The 16,987-nt window shown below is 33.8% G+C and carries 20 protein-coding genes and 1 riboswitch; of the genes, 6 read left to right on the plus strand and 14 right to left on the minus strand.

The genetic code is table 11. The features are described from left to right. Window positions 1-32: 32 nt before the first annotated feature. On the minus strand, window positions 33-446 hold the full coding sequence (locus AB3G39_RS04130; RefSeq protein WP_367755490.1) for a Rieske (2Fe-2S) protein: 414 nt from the start codon (window positions 444-446) through the stop codon (window positions 33-35). A 256-nt stretch (window positions 447-702) separates the two neighbouring features. On the opposite strand from AB3G39_RS04130, the gene greA reads away from it, so the two are divergent. The 3 genes from greA (at window position 703) to AB3G39_RS04145 (ending at window position 2,870) form a co-directional block, all read left to right on the plus strand. Next, a complete protein-coding gene (gene greA, locus AB3G39_RS04135) occupies window positions 703-1,179 on the plus strand; it encodes a transcription elongation factor GreA (protein ID WP_367755488.1) in 477 nt (158 codons plus the stop codon). A 49-nt stretch (window positions 1,180-1,228) separates the two neighbouring features. After that, entirely contained in the window at window positions 1,229-1,618 is a 390-nt protein-coding gene (locus tag AB3G39_RS04140) for an HIT family protein (protein ID WP_367755486.1), read from the plus strand. Window positions 1,619-1,706: 88 nt separating this feature from the next. After that, complete coding sequence (locus AB3G39_RS04145) at window positions 1,707-2,870, plus strand: transglutaminase domain-containing protein (RefSeq protein WP_369766092.1); 1,164 nt, start codon at window positions 1,707-1,709, stop codon at window positions 2,868-2,870. Here AB3G39_RS04145 and AB3G39_RS04150 read toward each other — a convergent pair. Continuing rightward, the gene (locus tag AB3G39_RS04150; protein ID WP_367755482.1) at window positions 2,860-4,020 is read right to left on the minus strand and encodes a sensor histidine kinase; all 1,161 of its coding nucleotides are present in this window, start codon (window positions 4,018-4,020) and stop codon (window positions 2,860-2,862) included. The two genes, AB3G39_RS04145 and AB3G39_RS04150, sit on opposite strands and share 11 nt — an antisense overlap. A 183-nt stretch (window positions 4,021-4,203) precedes the next feature. On the opposite strand from AB3G39_RS04150, the gene AB3G39_RS04155 reads away from it, so the two are divergent. After that, on the plus strand, window positions 4,204-5,079 hold the full coding sequence (locus AB3G39_RS04155) for a flavin reductase family protein (RefSeq protein WP_369752628.1): 876 nt from the start codon (window positions 4,204-4,206) through the stop codon (window positions 5,077-5,079). Between the two features lie 28 nt (window positions 5,080-5,107). Beyond that, window positions 5,108-5,479, plus strand: a complete 372-nt coding sequence (locus AB3G39_RS04160) for a DUF3127 domain-containing protein (RefSeq protein WP_367772244.1) — start codon at window positions 5,108-5,110, stop codon at window positions 5,477-5,479. A 68-nt stretch (window positions 5,480-5,547) separates the two neighbouring features. Here the strand turns inward: AB3G39_RS04160 and AB3G39_RS04165 are convergent, their stop codons facing one another. Then, window positions 5,548-6,279 (minus strand): phosphatase PAP2 family protein, encoded by a 732-nt coding sequence (locus AB3G39_RS04165; RefSeq protein WP_369752626.1) that lies wholly within the window; start codon window positions 6,277-6,279, stop codon window positions 5,548-5,550. Window positions 6,280-6,367: 88 nt separating this feature from the next. Between AB3G39_RS04165 and aat the strand changes: the two genes are divergently transcribed. Beyond that, the gene (aat, locus tag AB3G39_RS04170) at window positions 6,368-7,009 is read left to right on the plus strand and encodes a leucyl/phenylalanyl-tRNA--protein transferase (RefSeq protein ID WP_369766093.1); all 642 of its coding nucleotides are present in this window, start codon (window positions 6,368-6,370) and stop codon (window positions 7,007-7,009) included. A gap of 309 nt (window positions 7,010-7,318) precedes the next feature. Here the strand turns inward: aat and AB3G39_RS04175 are convergent, their stop codons facing one another. The 11 genes from AB3G39_RS04175 to tsf form a co-directional block, all read right to left on the minus strand. After that, window positions 7,319-8,029 (minus strand): ThiF family adenylyltransferase, encoded by a 711-nt coding sequence (locus AB3G39_RS04175; RefSeq protein WP_367772239.1) that lies wholly within the window; start codon window positions 8,027-8,029, stop codon window positions 7,319-7,321. A gap of 65 nt (window positions 8,030-8,094) precedes the next feature. Further along, the gene (thiH, locus tag AB3G39_RS04180; protein WP_369752623.1) at window positions 8,095-9,219 is read right to left on the minus strand and encodes a 2-iminoacetate synthase ThiH; all 1,125 of its coding nucleotides are present in this window, start codon (window positions 9,217-9,219) and stop codon (window positions 8,095-8,097) included. Window positions 9,220-9,308: 89 nt separating this feature from the next. Continuing rightward, window positions 9,309-10,079, minus strand: a complete 771-nt coding sequence (locus AB3G39_RS04185; RefSeq protein ID WP_367772236.1) for a thiazole synthase — start codon at window positions 10,077-10,079, stop codon at window positions 9,309-9,311. Then, window positions 10,066-10,698: a thiamine phosphate synthase gene (locus tag AB3G39_RS04190; RefSeq protein WP_369766094.1), complete on the minus strand. Its 633-nt coding sequence runs from the start codon at window positions 10,696-10,698 to the stop codon at window positions 10,066-10,068. The genes AB3G39_RS04185 and AB3G39_RS04190 overlap by 14 nt, the downstream gene beginning before the upstream one ends. Further along, the gene (locus AB3G39_RS04195) at window positions 10,691-11,446 is read right to left on the minus strand and encodes a hydroxymethylpyrimidine/phosphomethylpyrimidine kinase (protein ID WP_369766095.1); all 756 of its coding nucleotides are present in this window, start codon (window positions 11,444-11,446) and stop codon (window positions 10,691-10,693) included. Before AB3G39_RS04195 ends, AB3G39_RS04190 begins: the two co-directional genes overlap by 8 nt. After that, window positions 11,419-12,000 carry a thiamine phosphate synthase gene (locus tag AB3G39_RS04200; protein ID WP_369766097.1) on the minus strand — a complete coding sequence of 194 codons (582 nt, stop codon included), beginning with the start codon at window positions 11,998-12,000 and terminating at the stop codon, window positions 11,419-11,421. Before AB3G39_RS04200 ends, AB3G39_RS04195 begins: the two co-directional genes overlap by 28 nt. A 27-nt stretch (window positions 12,001-12,027) precedes the next feature. Continuing rightward, a complete protein-coding gene (gene thiC, locus AB3G39_RS04205; RefSeq protein ID WP_369769707.1) occupies window positions 12,028-13,851 on the minus strand; it encodes a phosphomethylpyrimidine synthase ThiC in 1,824 nt (607 codons plus the stop codon). Between the two features lie 339 nt (window positions 13,852-14,190). Continuing rightward, window positions 14,191-14,397 (minus strand): sulfur carrier protein ThiS, encoded by a 207-nt coding sequence (thiS, locus tag AB3G39_RS04210; protein ID WP_367772226.1) that lies wholly within the window; start codon window positions 14,395-14,397, stop codon window positions 14,191-14,193. A 64-nt stretch (window positions 14,398-14,461) separates the two neighbouring features. Further along, window positions 14,462-14,558: riboswitch (TPP riboswitch) on the minus strand. Between the two features lie 113 nt (window positions 14,559-14,671). After that, window positions 14,672-15,232, minus strand: a complete 561-nt coding sequence (locus AB3G39_RS04215) for a DNA-3-methyladenine glycosylase I (protein WP_367772224.1) — start codon at window positions 15,230-15,232, stop codon at window positions 14,672-14,674. Window position 15,233: 1 nt separating this feature from the next. Further along, on the minus strand, window positions 15,234-15,890 hold the full coding sequence (locus AB3G39_RS04220) for a queuosine precursor transporter (RefSeq protein WP_367772222.1): 657 nt from the start codon (window positions 15,888-15,890) through the stop codon (window positions 15,234-15,236). Between the two features lie 170 nt (window positions 15,891-16,060). Then, window positions 16,061-16,885 (minus strand): translation elongation factor Ts, encoded by an 825-nt coding sequence (gene tsf / locus AB3G39_RS04225; protein ID WP_367755452.1) that lies wholly within the window; start codon window positions 16,883-16,885, stop codon window positions 16,061-16,063. Between the last annotated feature and the right edge of the window lie 102 nt (window positions 16,886-16,987).

The following is a 16,987-nucleotide window of genomic DNA, read 5'->3' on the forward strand; positions in this document are numbered from 1 at the left end:
AGCCCGAAAGTTTTTATTTTCGGGCTTTTTTATTAATTATACACGCGTAATACATTTCCATTTACTTCAACTCGATATTGTTTTAAAGGATATTGTAATTTTCCTTGTCCAGTAAACAAACTATATTCAGTGTCATCACATGGGCAAACTACATTAATGCCTTTTAATGTCATCGTAGAGCAACTGCTAATTGCTTGATTAGGGCAGGCGGCATCAAATGCATTGTAGCCACTTCCTGTATTGAAAATATAAATTCCTTTTGCTCCAACACTAGAGTAATAGATAGCATTGCTAGGATATTGTAAGTTTGAGTAAGCAGGTAAATTCATGTTGATATCAACAGTAAAAGTATAGCTAGGTATATAGGGGTTTTTATTATTGAAATCACTGTTGCTACAGCCCCAAAAAGCAGTTATAATAACGAGTAATACGATACATTTTTTCATTAAATAATAATATTTTAAAAGTATTAGTTAAACAAATTTAAATTATTTAACTTTGAATTAGATATGATTAACATATAATTATATACTAAAAAAATAATACTATCTTTGTGGAAAGAAATCCCGTCCTGATGGGATTTTTTCTATTTATATAAGCTAAGAGAATTTAAGTTTGATTTGGGTTAAACTAAATGAAGAATGATACTCACACTTTTAATTCAAAGCTTACATATGACCCAACAAATAATATAATTAAACTATGAGCGCAATATCTTATTACACAGCAGAAGGATTAAAAAAATTAAGAGAAGAGTTAGATTATTTAAAAAGTGTCATGCGTCCAAAAGCTTCTGCAGATATTGCTGAGGCAAGAGATAAAGGAGATTTGTCTGAAAATGCAGAATACGATGCAGCCAAAGAGGCTCAAGGGATGTTAGAAATGAGAATTGCTAAACTAGAGGAGGTACATTCAAACGCTAGATTGATTGACGAAACACACCTTGACCTTTCTAAAGTATTGGTTTTATCTATTGTAAAGATTAAAAATCAAGCCAACGGAATGGAAATGAAATATACTTTGGTAGCTGAAAGTGAAGCAGATCTAAAAACAGGAAAAATTTCAGTAACATCTCCAATAGGGAAAGGATTGCTAGGAAAATCAGTAGGTCAATTTGCTGAAATTACGGTGCCGAATGGAGTGTTGAAATTTGAAATTTTAGAAATTTCGCGTGACTAATTTTGTACTCAATTATAGGATATATTAAAACTTCAAATGAACTTAAATTATGAGTAGCATATTTACCAAAATTGTAAACGGTGAGATTCCTTGTTATAAAATTGCGGAGGACGATAACTATTTGGCCTTTCTTGACGTAAATCCTAATGCTAAAGGGCATACACTTTGTATTCCTAAATTTGAAGTTGATAAAATTTTTGACATGGACGAAGCGCATTATCTGGGATTAATGCATTTCTCTAGAAAAATAGCTATAGCCTTAGAGAAAGCCGTTCCTTGTAAAAGAGTAGGAATGGCAGTTGTAGGGCTTGAAGTACCTCATGCCCATGTTCATTTAATTCCTCTTAATGAAATGGATGAAATGCGTTTTCAAAATAAAGTTTCTTTAACTAAAGAAGAATTTGAATCGTTGGCAGAGCAAATTCAATCCAATTTGTAGTTTATCAGCACAATCCAATAAAGTGGTACGGTTTTCGTTTAAAATGAAATAAGCAATTGCTAATTTTAATTTAGAGCGCACCATTACAATGAAAAATAGTTTTTTATTTCTTTTTATCACTTTCTTTTTCTCCCTGTTTTGTTTGGGTCAAGCCAAAATAGAGTACGCTTCAATTGATAAGAAAATGGCTGAAATTCCAAATCGATTGACCTTTTCTACAAATTCAATTGCGGATTATATCACATCTAATTTTAAAACTAATGACGAAAAAATTCGGGCAGTTTTTTATTGGACTGCATCAACAATCAATTATGATATTGAAAACATGCGTGTCCTTAACTATACCGATACTTTTGAAAACAGAATAAAAAACACATTAAAAACTAGAAAAGGAGTTTGTAGTGACTATGCAGAAATATTTAAAGACATTGCAATTAAAGCAGGAATTAATGCCGTAGTGATAAACGGATATACAAAATATAAAGGAGAAATTCTTACTGACCCACATGCTTGGTGTGGTGCTAATATTGATAATAAATGGTATGTTTTTGATCCAACTTGGGGCGCTGGTTATATAAGAAATGGTGTATTTGTTAAAGCAATTGATAATTATTATTTTAAAACAGATCCAAGTAAAATAATTTCATCTCACATTCCATTTGATTATATGTGGCAATTTCTTAATTATACAATATCTAATAAGGAATTCTATAATGGGCAAACCCAAATCAATTCATCAAAAAGACGTTTCGATTTTGATTCAGAAATTTCAAGATATAATACGCTATCAGAGAAAGAACAATTAATAAGTTCTTCGGAAAGAATTAAAAAGAATGGTGTTATCAATTCTATGATTTTGGATCAGCTTTCTTATGAGAAAAAGAAAATAGAATATTACGATCAAGTCAAAGCTTTAGACGATTTTAAAATAATAGTAAACTTATATAAAGAAGGGATTAATAAATTAAATGAATTCATTAATTATAGAAACAAGCAATTTAGACCCATTCATTCAGATGAAGAACTAAAAAGAATGATACGTAACCCCAAAGATATATTTAGTAACTGTCAATATTTGTTGAATAATTTGGGGCAAGTAGGTGATAAAAATGTTGCAAGCCTAAATTCAATAAAAAAATCTTTAAGTGTTGCAATGCAATTGACTCAAGAACATGAAAAGTTTGTGTTTAAATACTTAAGTAAATCAGAGCCAGCAAGAGAGACTATGTTTCGTACCATCATTAGATATTAAGCGGCTTATTCTTTTTTAATACAATTTGCATGGTGGTTCCTTTCCCTATTTCAGAATTTAATACTCTAATTTTTCCTTTGTGATATTCTTCAACGATTCTTTTTGTTAAAGAAAGGCCCAATCCCCAACCTCTTTTTTTAGTAGTAAAGCCGGGTTCAAATACTGTTTTGAATTGTTGTTTCTGAATTCCATTTCCGGTATCGGACACATTTATTTTCACATAATCATTATCCTGTTCAATTTTTAACGTTAATTTCCCTCTTCCTTTCATAGCGTCAATGGCGTTTTTGACCAAGTTTTCTATAGTCCAACTGTGTAAGCTAGAGTTCAGCATAACATATATGGGTTTCTCTGGAGCTTCAAATATAAATTCAATTTGTTTGGAGAAACGGGATTGTAAGTAGTGATACGATTGCTGTGTTTCTTCAACAATATTTTTATTTTCTAATATGGGTTCTGATCCTATTTTCGAGAAACGATCTGTGATAGTTAGTAAACGATCGATGTCTTTTTCAATTTCAGTTGTAATTGACTCAGCTACGTTATCTGCTTTTAATATTTCTACCCACCCTATTAAAGAGGAGAGTGGTGTGCCTATTTGGTGTGCGGTTTCCTTGGCCATTCCAGCCCAGAGTTTATTTTGAGTTGCAATTTTTGTACTTCGATAAAAATAATAGACTAAGGCGGCAAATAATACAATAATAAGTAATAAAGCAATAGGATAATATTTAAGCTTATTTAGTAAAGCAGAATTTCCATAATATAATTTTTGAAATTTCCCAGGGCCGTATTTAATTACGATTGGGTCATTTTCATTTTTTAAGTCATTTAAAAAAAGAGTTGCTTTATTGCTGTCTTTTATAATCACTTCATCAATATTAACGGTATTTATAATGCTGTCATTTTCGGTAAGAATGATGGGTATCGACGTATTGTTACTGAATATTTGTAATGGCAATTCGACATCAGTATTTGCATCAGCATTTATAAGTGTTTTTTGAGCATTTGCCCAAAGATTCATTTTTAAACGTTCTTCGTTTTTAAAAATTTGAAAAAAAGTATAGGTATTCCAAAGTATCAGAGAGATAATCAAAAATGAAGCAAAAATAATAATCCAACGACTTGTATTTCTTCTTTCAGAAAACTGCATAAATGTTATTTTGAGGTATAAATATAACGAAATAAATACTGGATTGTTTTAGTAGGTGAAAGAAAATTTTTTACGTGGTATTAAACATTTAAGATTAAAATAGTGTACCTTCTTTTTTAAACTTAAACGATTTGCTTACTTTTGTAAACTAAGCGATTTAAACAAATAAAAACGATAAAAAGTATGATTAGTATTGATCCAAAAAGTGTTGGAACTGCTGTGTTGCAAGGTTATTTACAGGGTTCTGTTGGGCCAAGACCAATTGCATTTGCAAGTACTATAGATGAAAACGGAAATCCCAATTTGTCTCCTTTTAGCTTTTTTAATGTTTTTAGTGCTAATCCGCCAATTCTAGTCTTTTCACCAGCCAGACGAGTACGTGATAATTCGGTAAAGCATACCTTAATTAATTGTGAAGCTACAAAAGAAGTAGTCATCAATGTTGTCAATTTTGATATGGTGCAACAAACTTCACTTGCTAGTACAGAGTATGCTGATGGGGTAAATGAATTTTTGAAATCAGGGTTTACTGCTATACCATCTGATCTGGTAAAACCTTTTAGAGTAAAAGAATCACCAGTGCAATTTGAATGTAAAGTAATTGAGATTATTGCTTTGGGGACCGAAGGCGGAGCTGGGAATTTAATTCTGTGTGAAGTGATTAAGTTGCATATTGATGAAGCTATACTAGATGAAAACGGAGCTATTGATCAACATAAAATTGATTTAGTTTCCAGGCTAGGAGGGAATTGGTATTCAAGGTCAAATCAAGGATTGTTTGAAGTACCAAAGCCATTGTCCACTCTTGGAATTGGGGTAGATGCAATTCCTAATCATTTGAGGAATAGCGTTGTATTTGACGGAAATGATTTTGGTAAATTAGGAAACATAGAAGCCTTGCCTACAACAGAAGAAGTTAGTATATTTGTAAAACAGAATTTTTCGATAAAAGCAGTTTTAAGCTCAGATGACCAAAAAAATGTGCATTTGGAAGCAAAGAAATACTTAGATGAAAACGATGTTCTTTCTGCATGGAAAGTACTTCTTGCAAAAAAATAATCTTAAATAACAATTAAAATAAAGGAAGATGGAAGTTACAGGAAAAATTAAAGTTGTTAATCCAGAACAACAAGTTAGTGCCTCATTTAAAAAGAGAGAATTAGTTGTTACTACAGAAGAGCAGTATCCACAACACATTATGATTGAGTTTACTCAAGATAAATGTGATTTGTTAAACAATTATAGTATTGGTGAACCTGTAAAAGTTTCAATCAATTTAAGAGGTAGAGAATGGGTTAATCCACAAGGTGAAACTAAATATTTCAACAGTATTCAAGGATGGAGAATTGAAAAATTAGTTGCCGATGCTCCAGCAGCTTCAGCACCTATGCCAGCAGCACAAGCATTTGCTCCTGCTACAAATCTTAATGAAGATGAACCAGACGATTTGCCTTTTTAATAAAAAGAAAAACAAAAAAAAAGCCTTGAGTTTATCTCAAGGCTTTTTTTGTTTAATCAATTCCCATCTCAATAATTAGGTTTTATAAGTAACCCAAATCCAATTTTATTGCCAATTTGGGGATAAATGAAAGCAGTTGTCTTTTTTGTTTTTCCAAATCGCATGGATTGAAAAGGATTGTAATACGATACTAAAATTCCCGATGCCAGGCCGATTCCTGCTCCAGTCAACACATCAGAACTGTAATGTTTGTTATTGGCTATTCGAAAAACTGCGGTAGTAGTAGCAAATAGAAAACCACTACTTGCATACCAAATATTAGAGTCTTTATATTCGTTGAACAACAGTGCTGCATTCGTAAAAGCGATGGCCGAATGTCCAGAGGGGAAACTCAAATTGTCTGATTGGTCGGGGCGTTCTTTTTTAATGGTATTTTTAAGAATCTCAACAATAATTAAACTGGTTGCGTTGGCAACGACAATATCAATAGTTTGGTGTTTAAAGTTGTTTTTGGGTTGAAAACCTAAATAACGTCCTGTATAAATTTGTGCAATTGGAACTAAAGGGAATATGTTGTCAGCTGTAGAATGGAAATTTTTTCCAAAAAAATTATTTGATTTATCTTGTATTTCCTGATTATCATCCGTATTGAGTAATATTACTCCGGCTGTGATCATAGCAGTTGGAACAATAAAAGGTTTATAGCTGAGTTTCTTGGAAGTTGATAACGTATCAATTTTTTGTCCATACATTTGTGTTGCCAATACTATAAAAACAAGTAGAATTGATTTGTATTTCATAAGGATGACTTTATTATAAGAATGAATGGGTTGAAAATTAAAATTGTATACCAAAGTTAAGTGTAATGATTTAGATATTATTTAAAATATGTATTATTTGTCTCAAGATTTATTTTTTCCAGATGTTAGTTTAACGCATTCTTCTGGTATTATTGCGTTGGGTGGTGATTTATCTCCCGAAAGGCTGCAATTGGCCTATAAAAGCGGTATTTTCCCTTGGTTTGAAGATGGTGAACCTATTACTTGGTGGTCTCCTAATCCAAGAATGGTTTTGTTTTTAGATGAATTGATTGTTTCTAAAAGTATGCGAAATATTCTAAATCGGGATCTCTTTATTGTTACATTTAATCATAATTTTAAAGACGTTATTTCTAATTGTCAAAAAATAAAACGAGACGGTCAAAACGGAACATGGATTACCAATGATATGATTGATGCTTATTGCAAATTGCATGAATTGGGAGTAGCAAAATCAGTTGAGGTTTGGCAAGATGGGGAATTAGTTGGTGGTTTGTACGGAATAGATTTGGGTCATGTTTTTTGTGGAGAAAGCATGTTCTCTAAAGTTTCTAACGCTTCCAAAGTCGCTTTTATCTCGTTAGTGAATCATTTAAAGGAAGCCAATTATAAACTCTTAGACTGTCAAGTTTATAATCCTCATTTAGAAACTCTAGGATGCCGAGAAATCGAAAGAGAAGATTTTATAACCATTCTTGAAAATAAAGGGTAGGGCCTTATCCAGCTGTCCGTTACAAGTCCTCCTTAAAAACCTTTTTTTCTAAAATCATAAAAGGAGCTTCCTACGGTCGCTCTTTTATTCCTTGAAAAAATAGTTTTTTAAGTCCGGGCTTTTTACTCCCATCTGGGGCAAAACACATACAATCCTACAAAGAAAACTACGACACACAATCTACATAAATCAATAAGAAACACAGTAAACAGAATAATTTGAAATCCGTTTTAATCCGTGTTTTTGCTTCAGTAAATCCGCATCATACGCGTTCCATTCCACACAATCAAAATAGATTTTAAGACTGACTTAAAACTTCAATTTAGTAAATTGCCAGTCCAAAGTTTTAAACAATACCAATTCATTCCTTAAACTCGGCAACCCAATAATTAATTTCAATGTTTCATGTGCCATCATGGTGCCAATCATCCCCGGTAAAGTACCCAATACACCATTTAAATTGCAGTTAGGAACATCTTTAGGATCAGGTGCCTCCGGAAATAAATCACGCAAGTTTTTACCGCCTTGGTGATTAAAAACAGCAAGTTGTCCCTCAAAACCTAGAATACTTCCATATACAACTGTTTTTCCTAAAGTTACGCAAGTGTCATTGACTAAATAGCGGGTAGCAAAATTATCGCTACCGTCGACGATAATATCAAAATTGGCAATAATTTGTATGGCATTATCTGAAGTTAATTTTTCTTGAAAAGCATCAATTTTAATTAATGGATTTAAAGACTCTATAACTGATTTTGCTATAATTGCTTTCGAATGGCCAAGATGTTTTTCAGTATATAAAATTTGACGGTGTAAATTGTGTAGTTCTACAATATCAAAATCTACTATTCCAATAGTTCCCACTCCTGCAGTGGCTATATATTGTAAAACGGGACAACCCAATCCTCCCGCACCAATAACGAGTACTTTGGCTTTTTTTAGTTTCTCTTGTCCCGCATTACCTATTTCGGGAAGCATGGTTTGGCGGTTATAGCGCAAAAAATCTTGTATTACACCCATTTTATTTTATATATTAAAGTATGAGGTTTTTATGTTTAATAATAGTCTATTGGAAGCTCTTGACTTCAATTAGACTTTTGGCTAAAAGTCCTGTCCCAATCTTTCCAAACCGGTTCATATCCGCTATTAGAAATTATTGATGCAATTTCAAAAGAAGATCGTTCGTCGCTAATTTCAAATTGTTCTAACGATTGTGGATCTACCACATATCCACCTGGATTTGTTTTAGAACCTGCACTCATACTAGTAATACCAAGTGGAATAATATTGTTTCTAAATTTTTCATCTTCACGTGTTGATAAAGAAATCTCTAGATCTTCATTCCACAAACGATACGCACAAATGAGTTGGGCTAAATCTTTGTCGTCCATAATAAAATTGGGTTTTATCACCCCTTCGGCGGGACGTAATCTAGGAAATGAAACAGTGTATTTTGTTTGCCAATAGGTCTTTTGTAAATAATCTAAATGCAAAGCGTTAAAAAAACTATCTGTACGCCAATCTTCCAATCCGAGTAAGACCCCTAAACCTATTTTGTGAATTCCTGCCGATCCCACACGATCTGGAGTTTCTAGTCGATAATCAAAATTTGATTTTTTCCCTTTTGTATGGTATTGTTTATAGACTTCTTGATGGTAGGTTTCCTGATAGACTAATACCGAATAAACACCAGCTTGATGCAAACACTCATAATCTTCTGTGGACAGCGGTTGCACTTCTACGGAAATAATGGAAAACTGTTCTTTTATCACATCTATAGCATTAAGAAAATAATTGATATTAACGGTATAGTTGGCTTCTCCAGTTACTAATAGTACATGATCAAAACCAGCTTTTTTTAAAGCTCCTACTTCAAGTTTAATTTCAGAGTCGGTTAGAGTTTTTCTTTTTATTTTGTTGTCGAGGCTAAAACCGCAGTAGGTACATATATTTTGACATTCATTACTTAAATATAATGGAGCATACATTTGAATGGTTTTGCCAAAACGTTTTTTTGTAAGTTCATGACTTAACTGTGCCATTTGTTCTAAATAGGGTTGGGCTGCAGGAGAAATCAAGACAAGGAAATCAGCTAGGTTTCTTTTAGTTTTAGCTAAGGATTGCTCAACTTCTCTTGAAGTGGTTTGGTATATTTTTGATTTAATGGTTTCCCAATCGTATTGTTCAAAAATAGATTTGAATGTTTTCATAAGCTTAAACGCAAAGTGCGTACGGTTTTTCGCAAGGTTCACAAAGTTTTGCGCGCTTAGTGCCTATCTTTGTGAATTTTGCGGTTAATTTATTGATTTAAAAATGCTGTCAAGGGACTCGAAGCCATTGCGTGTTTATATTGCTGTCCCAGCTTGGCTTCATATGCTTTTCGACCTGCAATTACAGCTTCTCTAAAAGCTTCTGCCATTAATATTGGATTTCCAGCAACTGATATTGCAGTATTTACTAAAACGGCGTCTGCGCCCAGTTCCATTGCTTTTGCAGCATCAGATGGAGAGCCAATTCCAGCGTCAATAATCACAGGAACTTTGGAGGATTCAATTATAATTTCAAGAAAATCAATTGTTTTAAGTCCTTTATTACTTCCTATTGGTGCGCCCAAAGGCATTACTGCTGCGGTTCCAACATCTTCTAACCGTTTACATAAAACGGGGTCGGCATGAATATAAGGCAAGACTATAAAACCGAGTTTGGCTAATTCTTCAGTAGCTTTTAAGGTCTCGATGGCATCTGGCATTAGATATTTTGGGTCGGGATGAATTTCTAGTTTCAGCCAATTGGTTTCGAGTGCTTCTCTTGCCAATTGTGCTGCAAAAACAGCTTCTTTAGCATTTCTAGCGCCAGAAGTATTAGGCAATAAGTTGATGTGAGGATGTTTTAGATGTGATAAAATAGCATCTGTTTCGGTTTCTAAATCGATTCGTTTCAAAGCAACCGTCACTAATTCGCTGGCAGAAGCTAAGATTGCTTCTGCCATTTGTTGGTTCGAACCAAATTTACCAGTGCCTAAAAATAAACGGGAGTGGAAGGTTTTATCTCCTAAATTAAATACTGACATATAATTTTTCGTTAAGTTGAGTAATAAGTTCTGACGGATTTTTATTTTTTGTAATTAAACTAGAAACTGCAATACCATAAATGCCAGTTTCCATTAGGTTTTCTATGTTTTCAAAATCGATACCACCAATAGCATATATGGGTATTTTTATACAGTATGTCCTCATTTTTTCTATGATATCACAATAGCCTTCTAATCCCAAAATTGGGCTCAAATTTTGTTTTGTTGTTGTGTATTGAAATGGTCCCAATCCGATATAATCACAATCTTCAGCAGCTCTTCTAAGAATGTCTTCAAATGTATTAGCAGTACCTCCAATGATTTTTGTAGGCCCCAAAATGGAGCGGGCTTCAATAATCCCCATATCTGTTAAGCCTAAATGGACTCCATCTGCGTCCAGTTGTTTTGCTAATTGGACATTATCATTGATGATAAATGTGGATGTATAGTCTTGAGTTAACTTTTTTACGGCTTCTGCCAAAGTTAAAACTTCAAGCACATTTGGATTTTTGAATCGCATTTGAATCCAGTTGCACCCATTGTCTAATGCGCTATGGATAGCATACAACTGTTTTTTGATTGTATTTCCTTGAGAAATGTATTGTAATTTATTATACATAATGATATCCTAATTTAGTTTGATTTGATGCTAAGTATGTTTCTATATATATTTTGGCATTATTACAAGCAGTTAATAAGTCTTGGCCTAAAGCTAAATTGGCAGTAATGGCCGATGACAATACGCAACCAGAACCGTGCTTTTGGAAAACCAAAGTGGTTTTTGGTGAAAGCCTGAAAATTTCATTCTTGCTATATAAATAATCTGTCCCAACTGCAGCTGAATTATGTCCTCCTTTAAGTAAAATCGAAGTGTATTTTGAAAGTGTTAGAGCTATTAGTACTGGGTTTTTTTCATCCAATGAAAACGATAAAATCTCATCGTAATTGGGTGTTATTAAATCTGTTTTTTTTAAGATTTCTATTAATAAATCTTGCTGTTCTACAGTTATAAAATTAAATTGGGTTGTGGATTTCAAAACTGTATCCCACACGATTTTGGTTTGTGGAGAAAGTCGTTTGATACTTAATACAATTTTTTTTAAGTAATCCAATGAAGGTATTATTCCAATTTTTACTGCTTTTATATCATAGGTACTCAATAATTTTTCTAGTGATTCTAAAACAAAATTAATGTCAGTCCATTCTATTTTGAAGAACTCCTCTTCAGTTTGGATAGTATTGGCTGTGCTTATGGCAAAACCGTAAACTTGATGTTGTTCAAATGTTTTTACATCTGCTAAAATGCCAGCACCGGCTGAAGGGTCAAATCCTGCTATGCTTAGAACGAATGGGCGAATTGTTGACATAATTTAAAATTTTCTATCGGATTTTTACTGTTCCAAATGGTTCCTAAAAGGGCTACTGAATCAAAACCTAATTTGTACGTTTCTTTGATATTTTTTGAAGAAACTCCACCTAAGGCAACGAGTTTAGTTTTGAAATTAGTTCGTTGTTTTACCGTTTCGATAAGGTTCAGTCTAGGCACATAGTTTGGTTTTGAAATACTTTGATAAATAGGAGATAGGAAGGCGTAATTAAAACCAGTATTTAATGAATTGAAATCTTCTATCGAATGAGTTGAGGTAGATTCTATAAATTGGTCAGCGGTAATCCTTAATTGAAATCTTTTAGTTTCTGTAAAATGAATTCTGTTTATTCCAAAATCTTCAGCTAGATTATGGTGTTGATGCAAAACCAATTTAGAGCAGTGTTTTAATTCGATTTTAGATAAAAACGCTATCATTTCCTCGTCAGAATAATCAGGTTTGCGGACATGAAGCAACTCCAATCCACTCTCAAAAAGAGAATGAATGGTGTTGATTTCATTTGCTATGGGAATAGGGTTTGTGATTACTATCATAATCTTACTTCTTTCTTATATTTTCGTTTAGATATAAATTTCTTTCCCTTGCTCAATAAATTCTTCTGATTTTTCTTTCATTCCTTTTTCGGCTTCGGCAACATCACGGATTTCTTGTGAAATTTTCATCGAGCAGAATTTTGGGCCACACATCGAACAAAAATGTGCTATTTTAGCTCCTTCAGCAGGTAAAGTTTCATCATGAAATTCTCTTGCTGTGTCTGGATCTAATGATAAATTAAACTGGTCTTCCCAACGGAATTCAAAACGTGCTTTGCTTAAAGCATTGTCACGGTATTGTGATCCTGGATGCCCTTTGGCTAAGTCTGCTGCATGTGCAGAAATCTTATAAGTGATAACGCCATCTTTTACATCTTTTTTATTGGGTAGTCCAAGGTGTTCTTTTGGGGTAACATAACACAACATAGCACAACCATACCAACCAATCATTGCCGCGCCAATGGCTGAAGTAATGTGGTCGTAACCAGGTGCGATATCTGTAGTTAAGGGCCCTAAGGTGTAAAATGGAGCTTCGTCACAATGTTCTAGTTGTTTGTCCATGTTTTCTTTAATCATGTGCATAGGAACATGACCAGGGCCTTCAATAAAAACTTGTACATCGTGCTTCCAAGCTACTTTTGTTAGCTCACCTAAAGTTTCTAATTCGGCAAATTGTGCTGCATCATTCGCATCTGCAATTGAACCCGGACGTAAACCATCTCCTAATGAAAAAGCAACATCATATTGTTTCATGATTTCGCAAATGTCTTCGAAATGGGTGTATAAAAAGTTTTCTTTATGGTGGAACAAACACCATTTTGCCATAATCGAACCACCTCGAGAAACGATTCCTGTAACACGCTCCGCTGTTAAGTGAATGTAGCGTAATAATACTCCGGCATGAATCGTAAAATAAGAAACTCCTTGTTCTGCTTGTTCGATTAAGGTATCACGAAAAACTTCCCATGTTAAGTCCTCGGCAATTCCGTTTACTTTTTCCAATGCTTGGTAAATTGCCACCGTACCAATTGGTACTGGAGAGTTACGGATAATCCATTCTCTGGTTTCATGAATATTTTTACCCGTTGATAAATCCATAATTGTGTCAGCTCCCCAGCGGCAAGCCCAAACTGCTTTTTCTACTTCTTCTTCGATAGTTGAAGTAACTGCGCTATTACCAATGTTGGCATTAATTTTCACTAAGAAGTTACGGCCTACAATCATAGGTTCACTTTCTGGATGGTTGATGTTGTTTGGAATAATGGCACGACCTCTGGCTACTTCAGAACGAACAAACTCTGGTGTGATTTTAGATTTTGGCGTGTTGGCACCAAAACTTTGACCACCATGTTGGCACTGCATTGCTTTAGTTTGGTCATTTATTTGTTCAATTCTTTGGTTTTCTCTAATGGCAATGTATTCCATTTCGGGAGTGATGATTCCTTGTTTTGCATAATACAATTGGGATACATTAGCCCCTTTTTTGGCACGCATGGGTTTGTGCAAATATTCAAAACGCAAGTCGTTAAGTTTTTCGTCACGTAGTCGTTGTTTTCCGTATTCTGATGTGATTTCTGTAAGTTCTTCTACATCATTACGATCTAGAATCCATTGTTCGCGGATGCGAGGCAAACCTTTTCGAATGTCGATGTCGATATTTGGATCGGTGAATGGTCCCGAAGTATCGTAAACGGTAACGGGAGGATTTTTTTCAATTCGTCCATTTGACATTTTAGTGTCCGCCAATGCGATTTCTCGCATGGCTACTTTTATAGGATGAATTGTTCCGTCCACATATATTTTGGTGGAATTTGGGAAAGGAGTTCTTGATATTTTTTCTTCGTTTGTCATTTTTTTAGGTCTTAAAGTTATAAAGTCGAAAGTCTTAAAGTCTGTTTTAATTGTGTGTAATGGCACGCGGATGAGACTGATTTGCTAAAGCAGAAACGCGGATTGAAGCGGATTTTTCAGTTTGTAGTAGTTTGTTGATTTTCTTTTGGTTCTTTTATCTTGATTCTTTCCTCTGTTAAAATGCACTCTTTTCTGCTAGGGATAGCAGTGAAAAGCCCGTAAAGTGGAATCGATGTAAAACAAGGATTAGTGAAGCGACTGAAAGAAGCTTTAACTAAGACTATGTTTTATAAGATTGCAGTGCGGACTTGAAACGGATAGCCCGCCCGAGCAGCCAAATTAGCCTCCTTGGGTCGCAGAAATGATTAGAATAATGTCGGTTTCTTGTATAGAATGGGAATTCCAGGTGGATTTTGGAATAACCGTATTGTTGATGGCTATGGCAATTCCGTTTTGTTTTTCGGGAATTTCCAAGTCCAGAAGTGCTTGAACAGTTAGGCTGTCTGCGGCAAATTGTTTTGTTTGGTTGTTGATTTTAAGCTCCATTCCTTTTTAAATTTAGTATAGTTATACTTTAGGAATGGCTACAAGGGCGCATAAAAATACGCGACGAAGTCATCTTACTTTTCCCTACGCTAGTATGAACTAGATCAGGTTCAGAGGGTAATTCTCAGCCTACAAAATTGTAGACACCCCTAAAGTGTGCAGCAAATGTAATGGTTTTTTTACTTAAAGGTTTTAAGTTTTAAGTTTAAAGTTGAGGTTGTTTGTGGTTTTTTGTGATATTATAAATAGGTAAGTCTACGATTGAAAGTGAAAATTAGTTGCGTTTCCAGCAATCTTGAACATGATCGTTAACCATTCCAGTGGCTTGCATGTTGGCGTAGATTACAGTGGAGCCGACAAATTTAAAGCCTCTTTTTTTTAAATCTTTGCTAATAACGTCGGACAATGGAGTAGTAGCTGGAACCTCTTTTAGGGTTTTGGGGTTATTGACAATCGGTTTTCCATCAGTAAATCCCCAAATATATTTTGAAAAAGTTCCAAATTCTTCTTGAATCTTGATAAAAGCTTGTGCATTAGAAACAGCCGATCGAACTTTTAATTTGTTGCGAATAATTCCACTGTCTAATAGTAATTCTTGAATTTTATCTTCAGAATAGTTGGCTATTTTTTTATAATCGAATGTGTCAAAAGCTTTTCTGAAATTCTCTCTTTTGTTGAGTATAGTTATCCAACTTAATCCAGCTTGAAAGGTTTCAAGAATTAAAAATTCGAATAGCGTAGCGTCATCATAAACAGGAGTTCCCCATTCTTGATCGTGGTATTCTTTATATAAATCGCTTGATAAGCACCAGCCGCATCTTGTTTTTTCTTCCATTTTATTCTTCAGTTTCTTCAGATAAGTATTTTTTAATAATATGATGCCCTAAATATATTAACGGAGTGAGTAATATAGCAATGGTTAATTTAAAAACATAACCCGTTAATGCAGATGAGATAAAAGTATCGAAATTTATTTTTCCAGGCAACCAAAATGCAATTCCTAAAACAATGAAGGAGTCAAATAATTGTGAGATTACAGTGGAACCAGTAGTACGAAGCCATATTTTTTGTTCTCCAGTGCGCTTCTTGAAAAACCAAAAGATGCTAACATCTATTAGTTGAGAAACCATAAATGCAATTATGCTTCCTACAATAATCCACATACTTTGCCCAAAAACGGCATAAAATTGATTGTCATTTACAGGACTGATGCCTACAGCTGCTGGAACATTTATGGCAAAAAACAATATGACAAAAGCATATGCTATTAAGCAAGCCGTTATTAAGGACAGTTTTTTTACGCCTGTTTCTCCAAAATATTCATTAATTAAATCAGTTGTTAGGAATACAACTGGCCAAGGCAAGATTCCTATACTCATTACAAAAGGGCCAATTTGGATTAATTTACCGCCTATTAATTCTGCTACAACAGCATTAGTGATGAAGATTCCTGCAAGGATGATAAAGACAAATTCTTTTTTTGTTTTGAGCATAAAACTAATTTAAAACTCAAATTTAATATTTTATTTTGAGTTTTAAGTTTTAATCATTGATTTAGAATATGTCTGATTTTTTTTGAAATAATAGTTTAAGTAGCATTAAATAAAAAAGAGCGATTTGAATAAACAAATCGCTCTTTTTCTATTTTGGAAGTAAATTAGGATTAACCTAAAGCCGCTCTTTTAAATCCTGTAACGATAAGATCTTTATCTAAAGATTTTACGTAGTTAGCAACACTTAATTTATTGTCTTTGATGTAATCTTGGTTTACTAAAGTATTGTCTTTAAAGAAACGAGCCAATTTACCTTTAGCGATATTGTCTAACATTGCTTCTGGTTTTCCTTCTTGACGAAGTAAATCTTTAGCAATTTCAATTTCTTTTTCGATAGTTGCAGCATCAACACCTTCTTCGTTTAACGCGATAGGAGCCATTGCAGCAGCTTGCATAGCAATATTTCTAGCTACCTCTTCACCACCTTCTAATTTTGCAGAAAGAGCTACTAAAGTTGCGATTTTGTTTCCAGAGTGGATGTAAGATCCGATAAAAGCACCTTCTAATTTTTCGAAAGTTCTGATTTCTAATTTTTCACCAATAACTCCAGTTTGCTCAATTAATTTATCAGCAATAGTAATTCCGTTGAAATCTGAAGCTAAAAATGCTTCTTTTGAATCAAAATTTAATGCTAAAGTAGCCATTTCAGTAGCCATTTTCACAAAACTTTCATTCATACCTACGAAGTCAGTCTCACAGTTTAAAGTGATCACTACACCAGCAGTTTTGTCAGCATTTACAACAGCAATTGCAGCGCCTTCAGTAGATTCTCTATCTGAACGGTTAGCCGCTACTTTTTGTCCTTTTTTACGAAGGTTTTCGATCGCTAAATCAAAATCTCCTTCTGCTTCAACTAATGCTTTTTTGCAGTCCATCATTCCTGCACCGGTTATTGTTCTTAATTTATTTACGTCTGCAGCTGTAATTGTTGCCATGTTGTATTATTTTTTAAGGTTAAAAGTAAAAATTCCAATTCTTAAATCCCAAATTCCAATTTTATTAAATTATCAACTTATTGTTTCTAATTTTTTTATGGA

This window comes from Flavobacterium sp. WC2416 (assembly GCF_041200095.1).
GTDB lineage: Bacteria > Bacteroidota > Bacteroidia > Flavobacteriales > Flavobacteriaceae > Flavobacterium.

What these genes read in the sequence shown, in the direction of transcription:
- AB3G39_RS04190 (WP_369766094.1), bottom strand. Translation starts at nt 10,698, where the DNA reads ATGTATAATAAATTACAATACATTTCTCAAGGAAATACAATCAAAAAA.
- AB3G39_RS04130 (WP_367755490.1), bottom strand. Translation starts at nt 446, where the DNA reads ATGAAAAAATGTATCGTATTACTCGTTATTATAACTGCTTTTTGGGGC.
- AB3G39_RS04165 (WP_369752626.1), bottom strand. Translation starts at nt 6,279, where the DNA reads ATGAAATACAAATCAATTCTACTTGTTTTTATAGTATTGGCAACACAA.
- greA (WP_367755488.1), top strand. Translation starts at nt 703, where the DNA reads ATGAGCGCAATATCTTATTACACAGCAGAAGGATTAAAAAAATTAAGA.
- AB3G39_RS04145 (WP_369766092.1), top strand. Translation starts at nt 1,707, where the DNA reads ATGAAAAATAGTTTTTTATTTCTTTTTATCACTTTCTTTTTCTCCCTG.
- AB3G39_RS04195 (WP_369766095.1), bottom strand. Translation starts at nt 11,446, where the DNA reads ATGTCAACAATTCGCCCATTCGTTCTAAGCATAGCAGGATTTGACCCT.
- AB3G39_RS04175 (WP_367772239.1), bottom strand. Translation starts at nt 8,029, where the DNA reads ATGGGTGTAATACAAGATTTTTTGCGCTATAACCGCCAAACCATGCTT.
- AB3G39_RS04185 (WP_367772236.1), bottom strand. Translation starts at nt 10,079, where the DNA reads ATGTCAGTATTTAATTTAGGAGATAAAACCTTCCACTCCCGTTTATTT.
- thiC (WP_369769707.1), bottom strand. Translation starts at nt 13,851, where the DNA reads ATGACAAACGAAGAAAAAATATCAAGAACTCCTTTCCCAAATTCCACC.
- AB3G39_RS04155 (WP_369752628.1), top strand. Translation starts at nt 4,204, where the DNA reads ATGATTAGTATTGATCCAAAAAGTGTTGGAACTGCTGTGTTGCAAGGT.
- thiS (WP_367772226.1), bottom strand. Translation starts at nt 14,397, where the DNA reads ATGGAGCTTAAAATCAACAACCAAACAAAACAATTTGCCGCAGACAGC.
- aat (WP_369766093.1), top strand. Translation starts at nt 6,368, where the DNA reads ATGTATTATTTGTCTCAAGATTTATTTTTTCCAGATGTTAGTTTAACG.
- AB3G39_RS04215 (WP_367772224.1), bottom strand. Translation starts at nt 15,232, where the DNA reads ATGGAAGAAAAAACAAGATGCGGCTGGTGCTTATCAAGCGATTTATAT.
- AB3G39_RS04150 (WP_367755482.1), bottom strand. Translation starts at nt 4,020, where the DNA reads ATGCAGTTTTCTGAAAGAAGAAATACAAGTCGTTGGATTATTATTTTT.
- AB3G39_RS04160 (WP_367772244.1), top strand. Translation starts at nt 5,108, where the DNA reads ATGGAAGTTACAGGAAAAATTAAAGTTGTTAATCCAGAACAACAAGTT.
- tsf (WP_367755452.1), bottom strand. Translation starts at nt 16,885, where the DNA reads ATGGCAACAATTACAGCTGCAGACGTAAATAAATTAAGAACAATAACC.
- thiH (WP_369752623.1), bottom strand. Translation starts at nt 9,219, where the DNA reads ATGAAAACATTCAAATCTATTTTTGAACAATACGATTGGGAAACCATT.
- AB3G39_RS04140 (WP_367755486.1), top strand. Translation starts at nt 1,229, where the DNA reads ATGAGTAGCATATTTACCAAAATTGTAAACGGTGAGATTCCTTGTTAT.
- AB3G39_RS04200 (WP_369766097.1), bottom strand. Translation starts at nt 12,000, where the DNA reads ATGATAGTAATCACAAACCCTATTCCCATAGCAAATGAAATCAACACC.
- AB3G39_RS04220 (WP_367772222.1), bottom strand. Translation starts at nt 15,890, where the DNA reads ATGCTCAAAACAAAAAAAGAATTTGTCTTTATCATCCTTGCAGGAATC.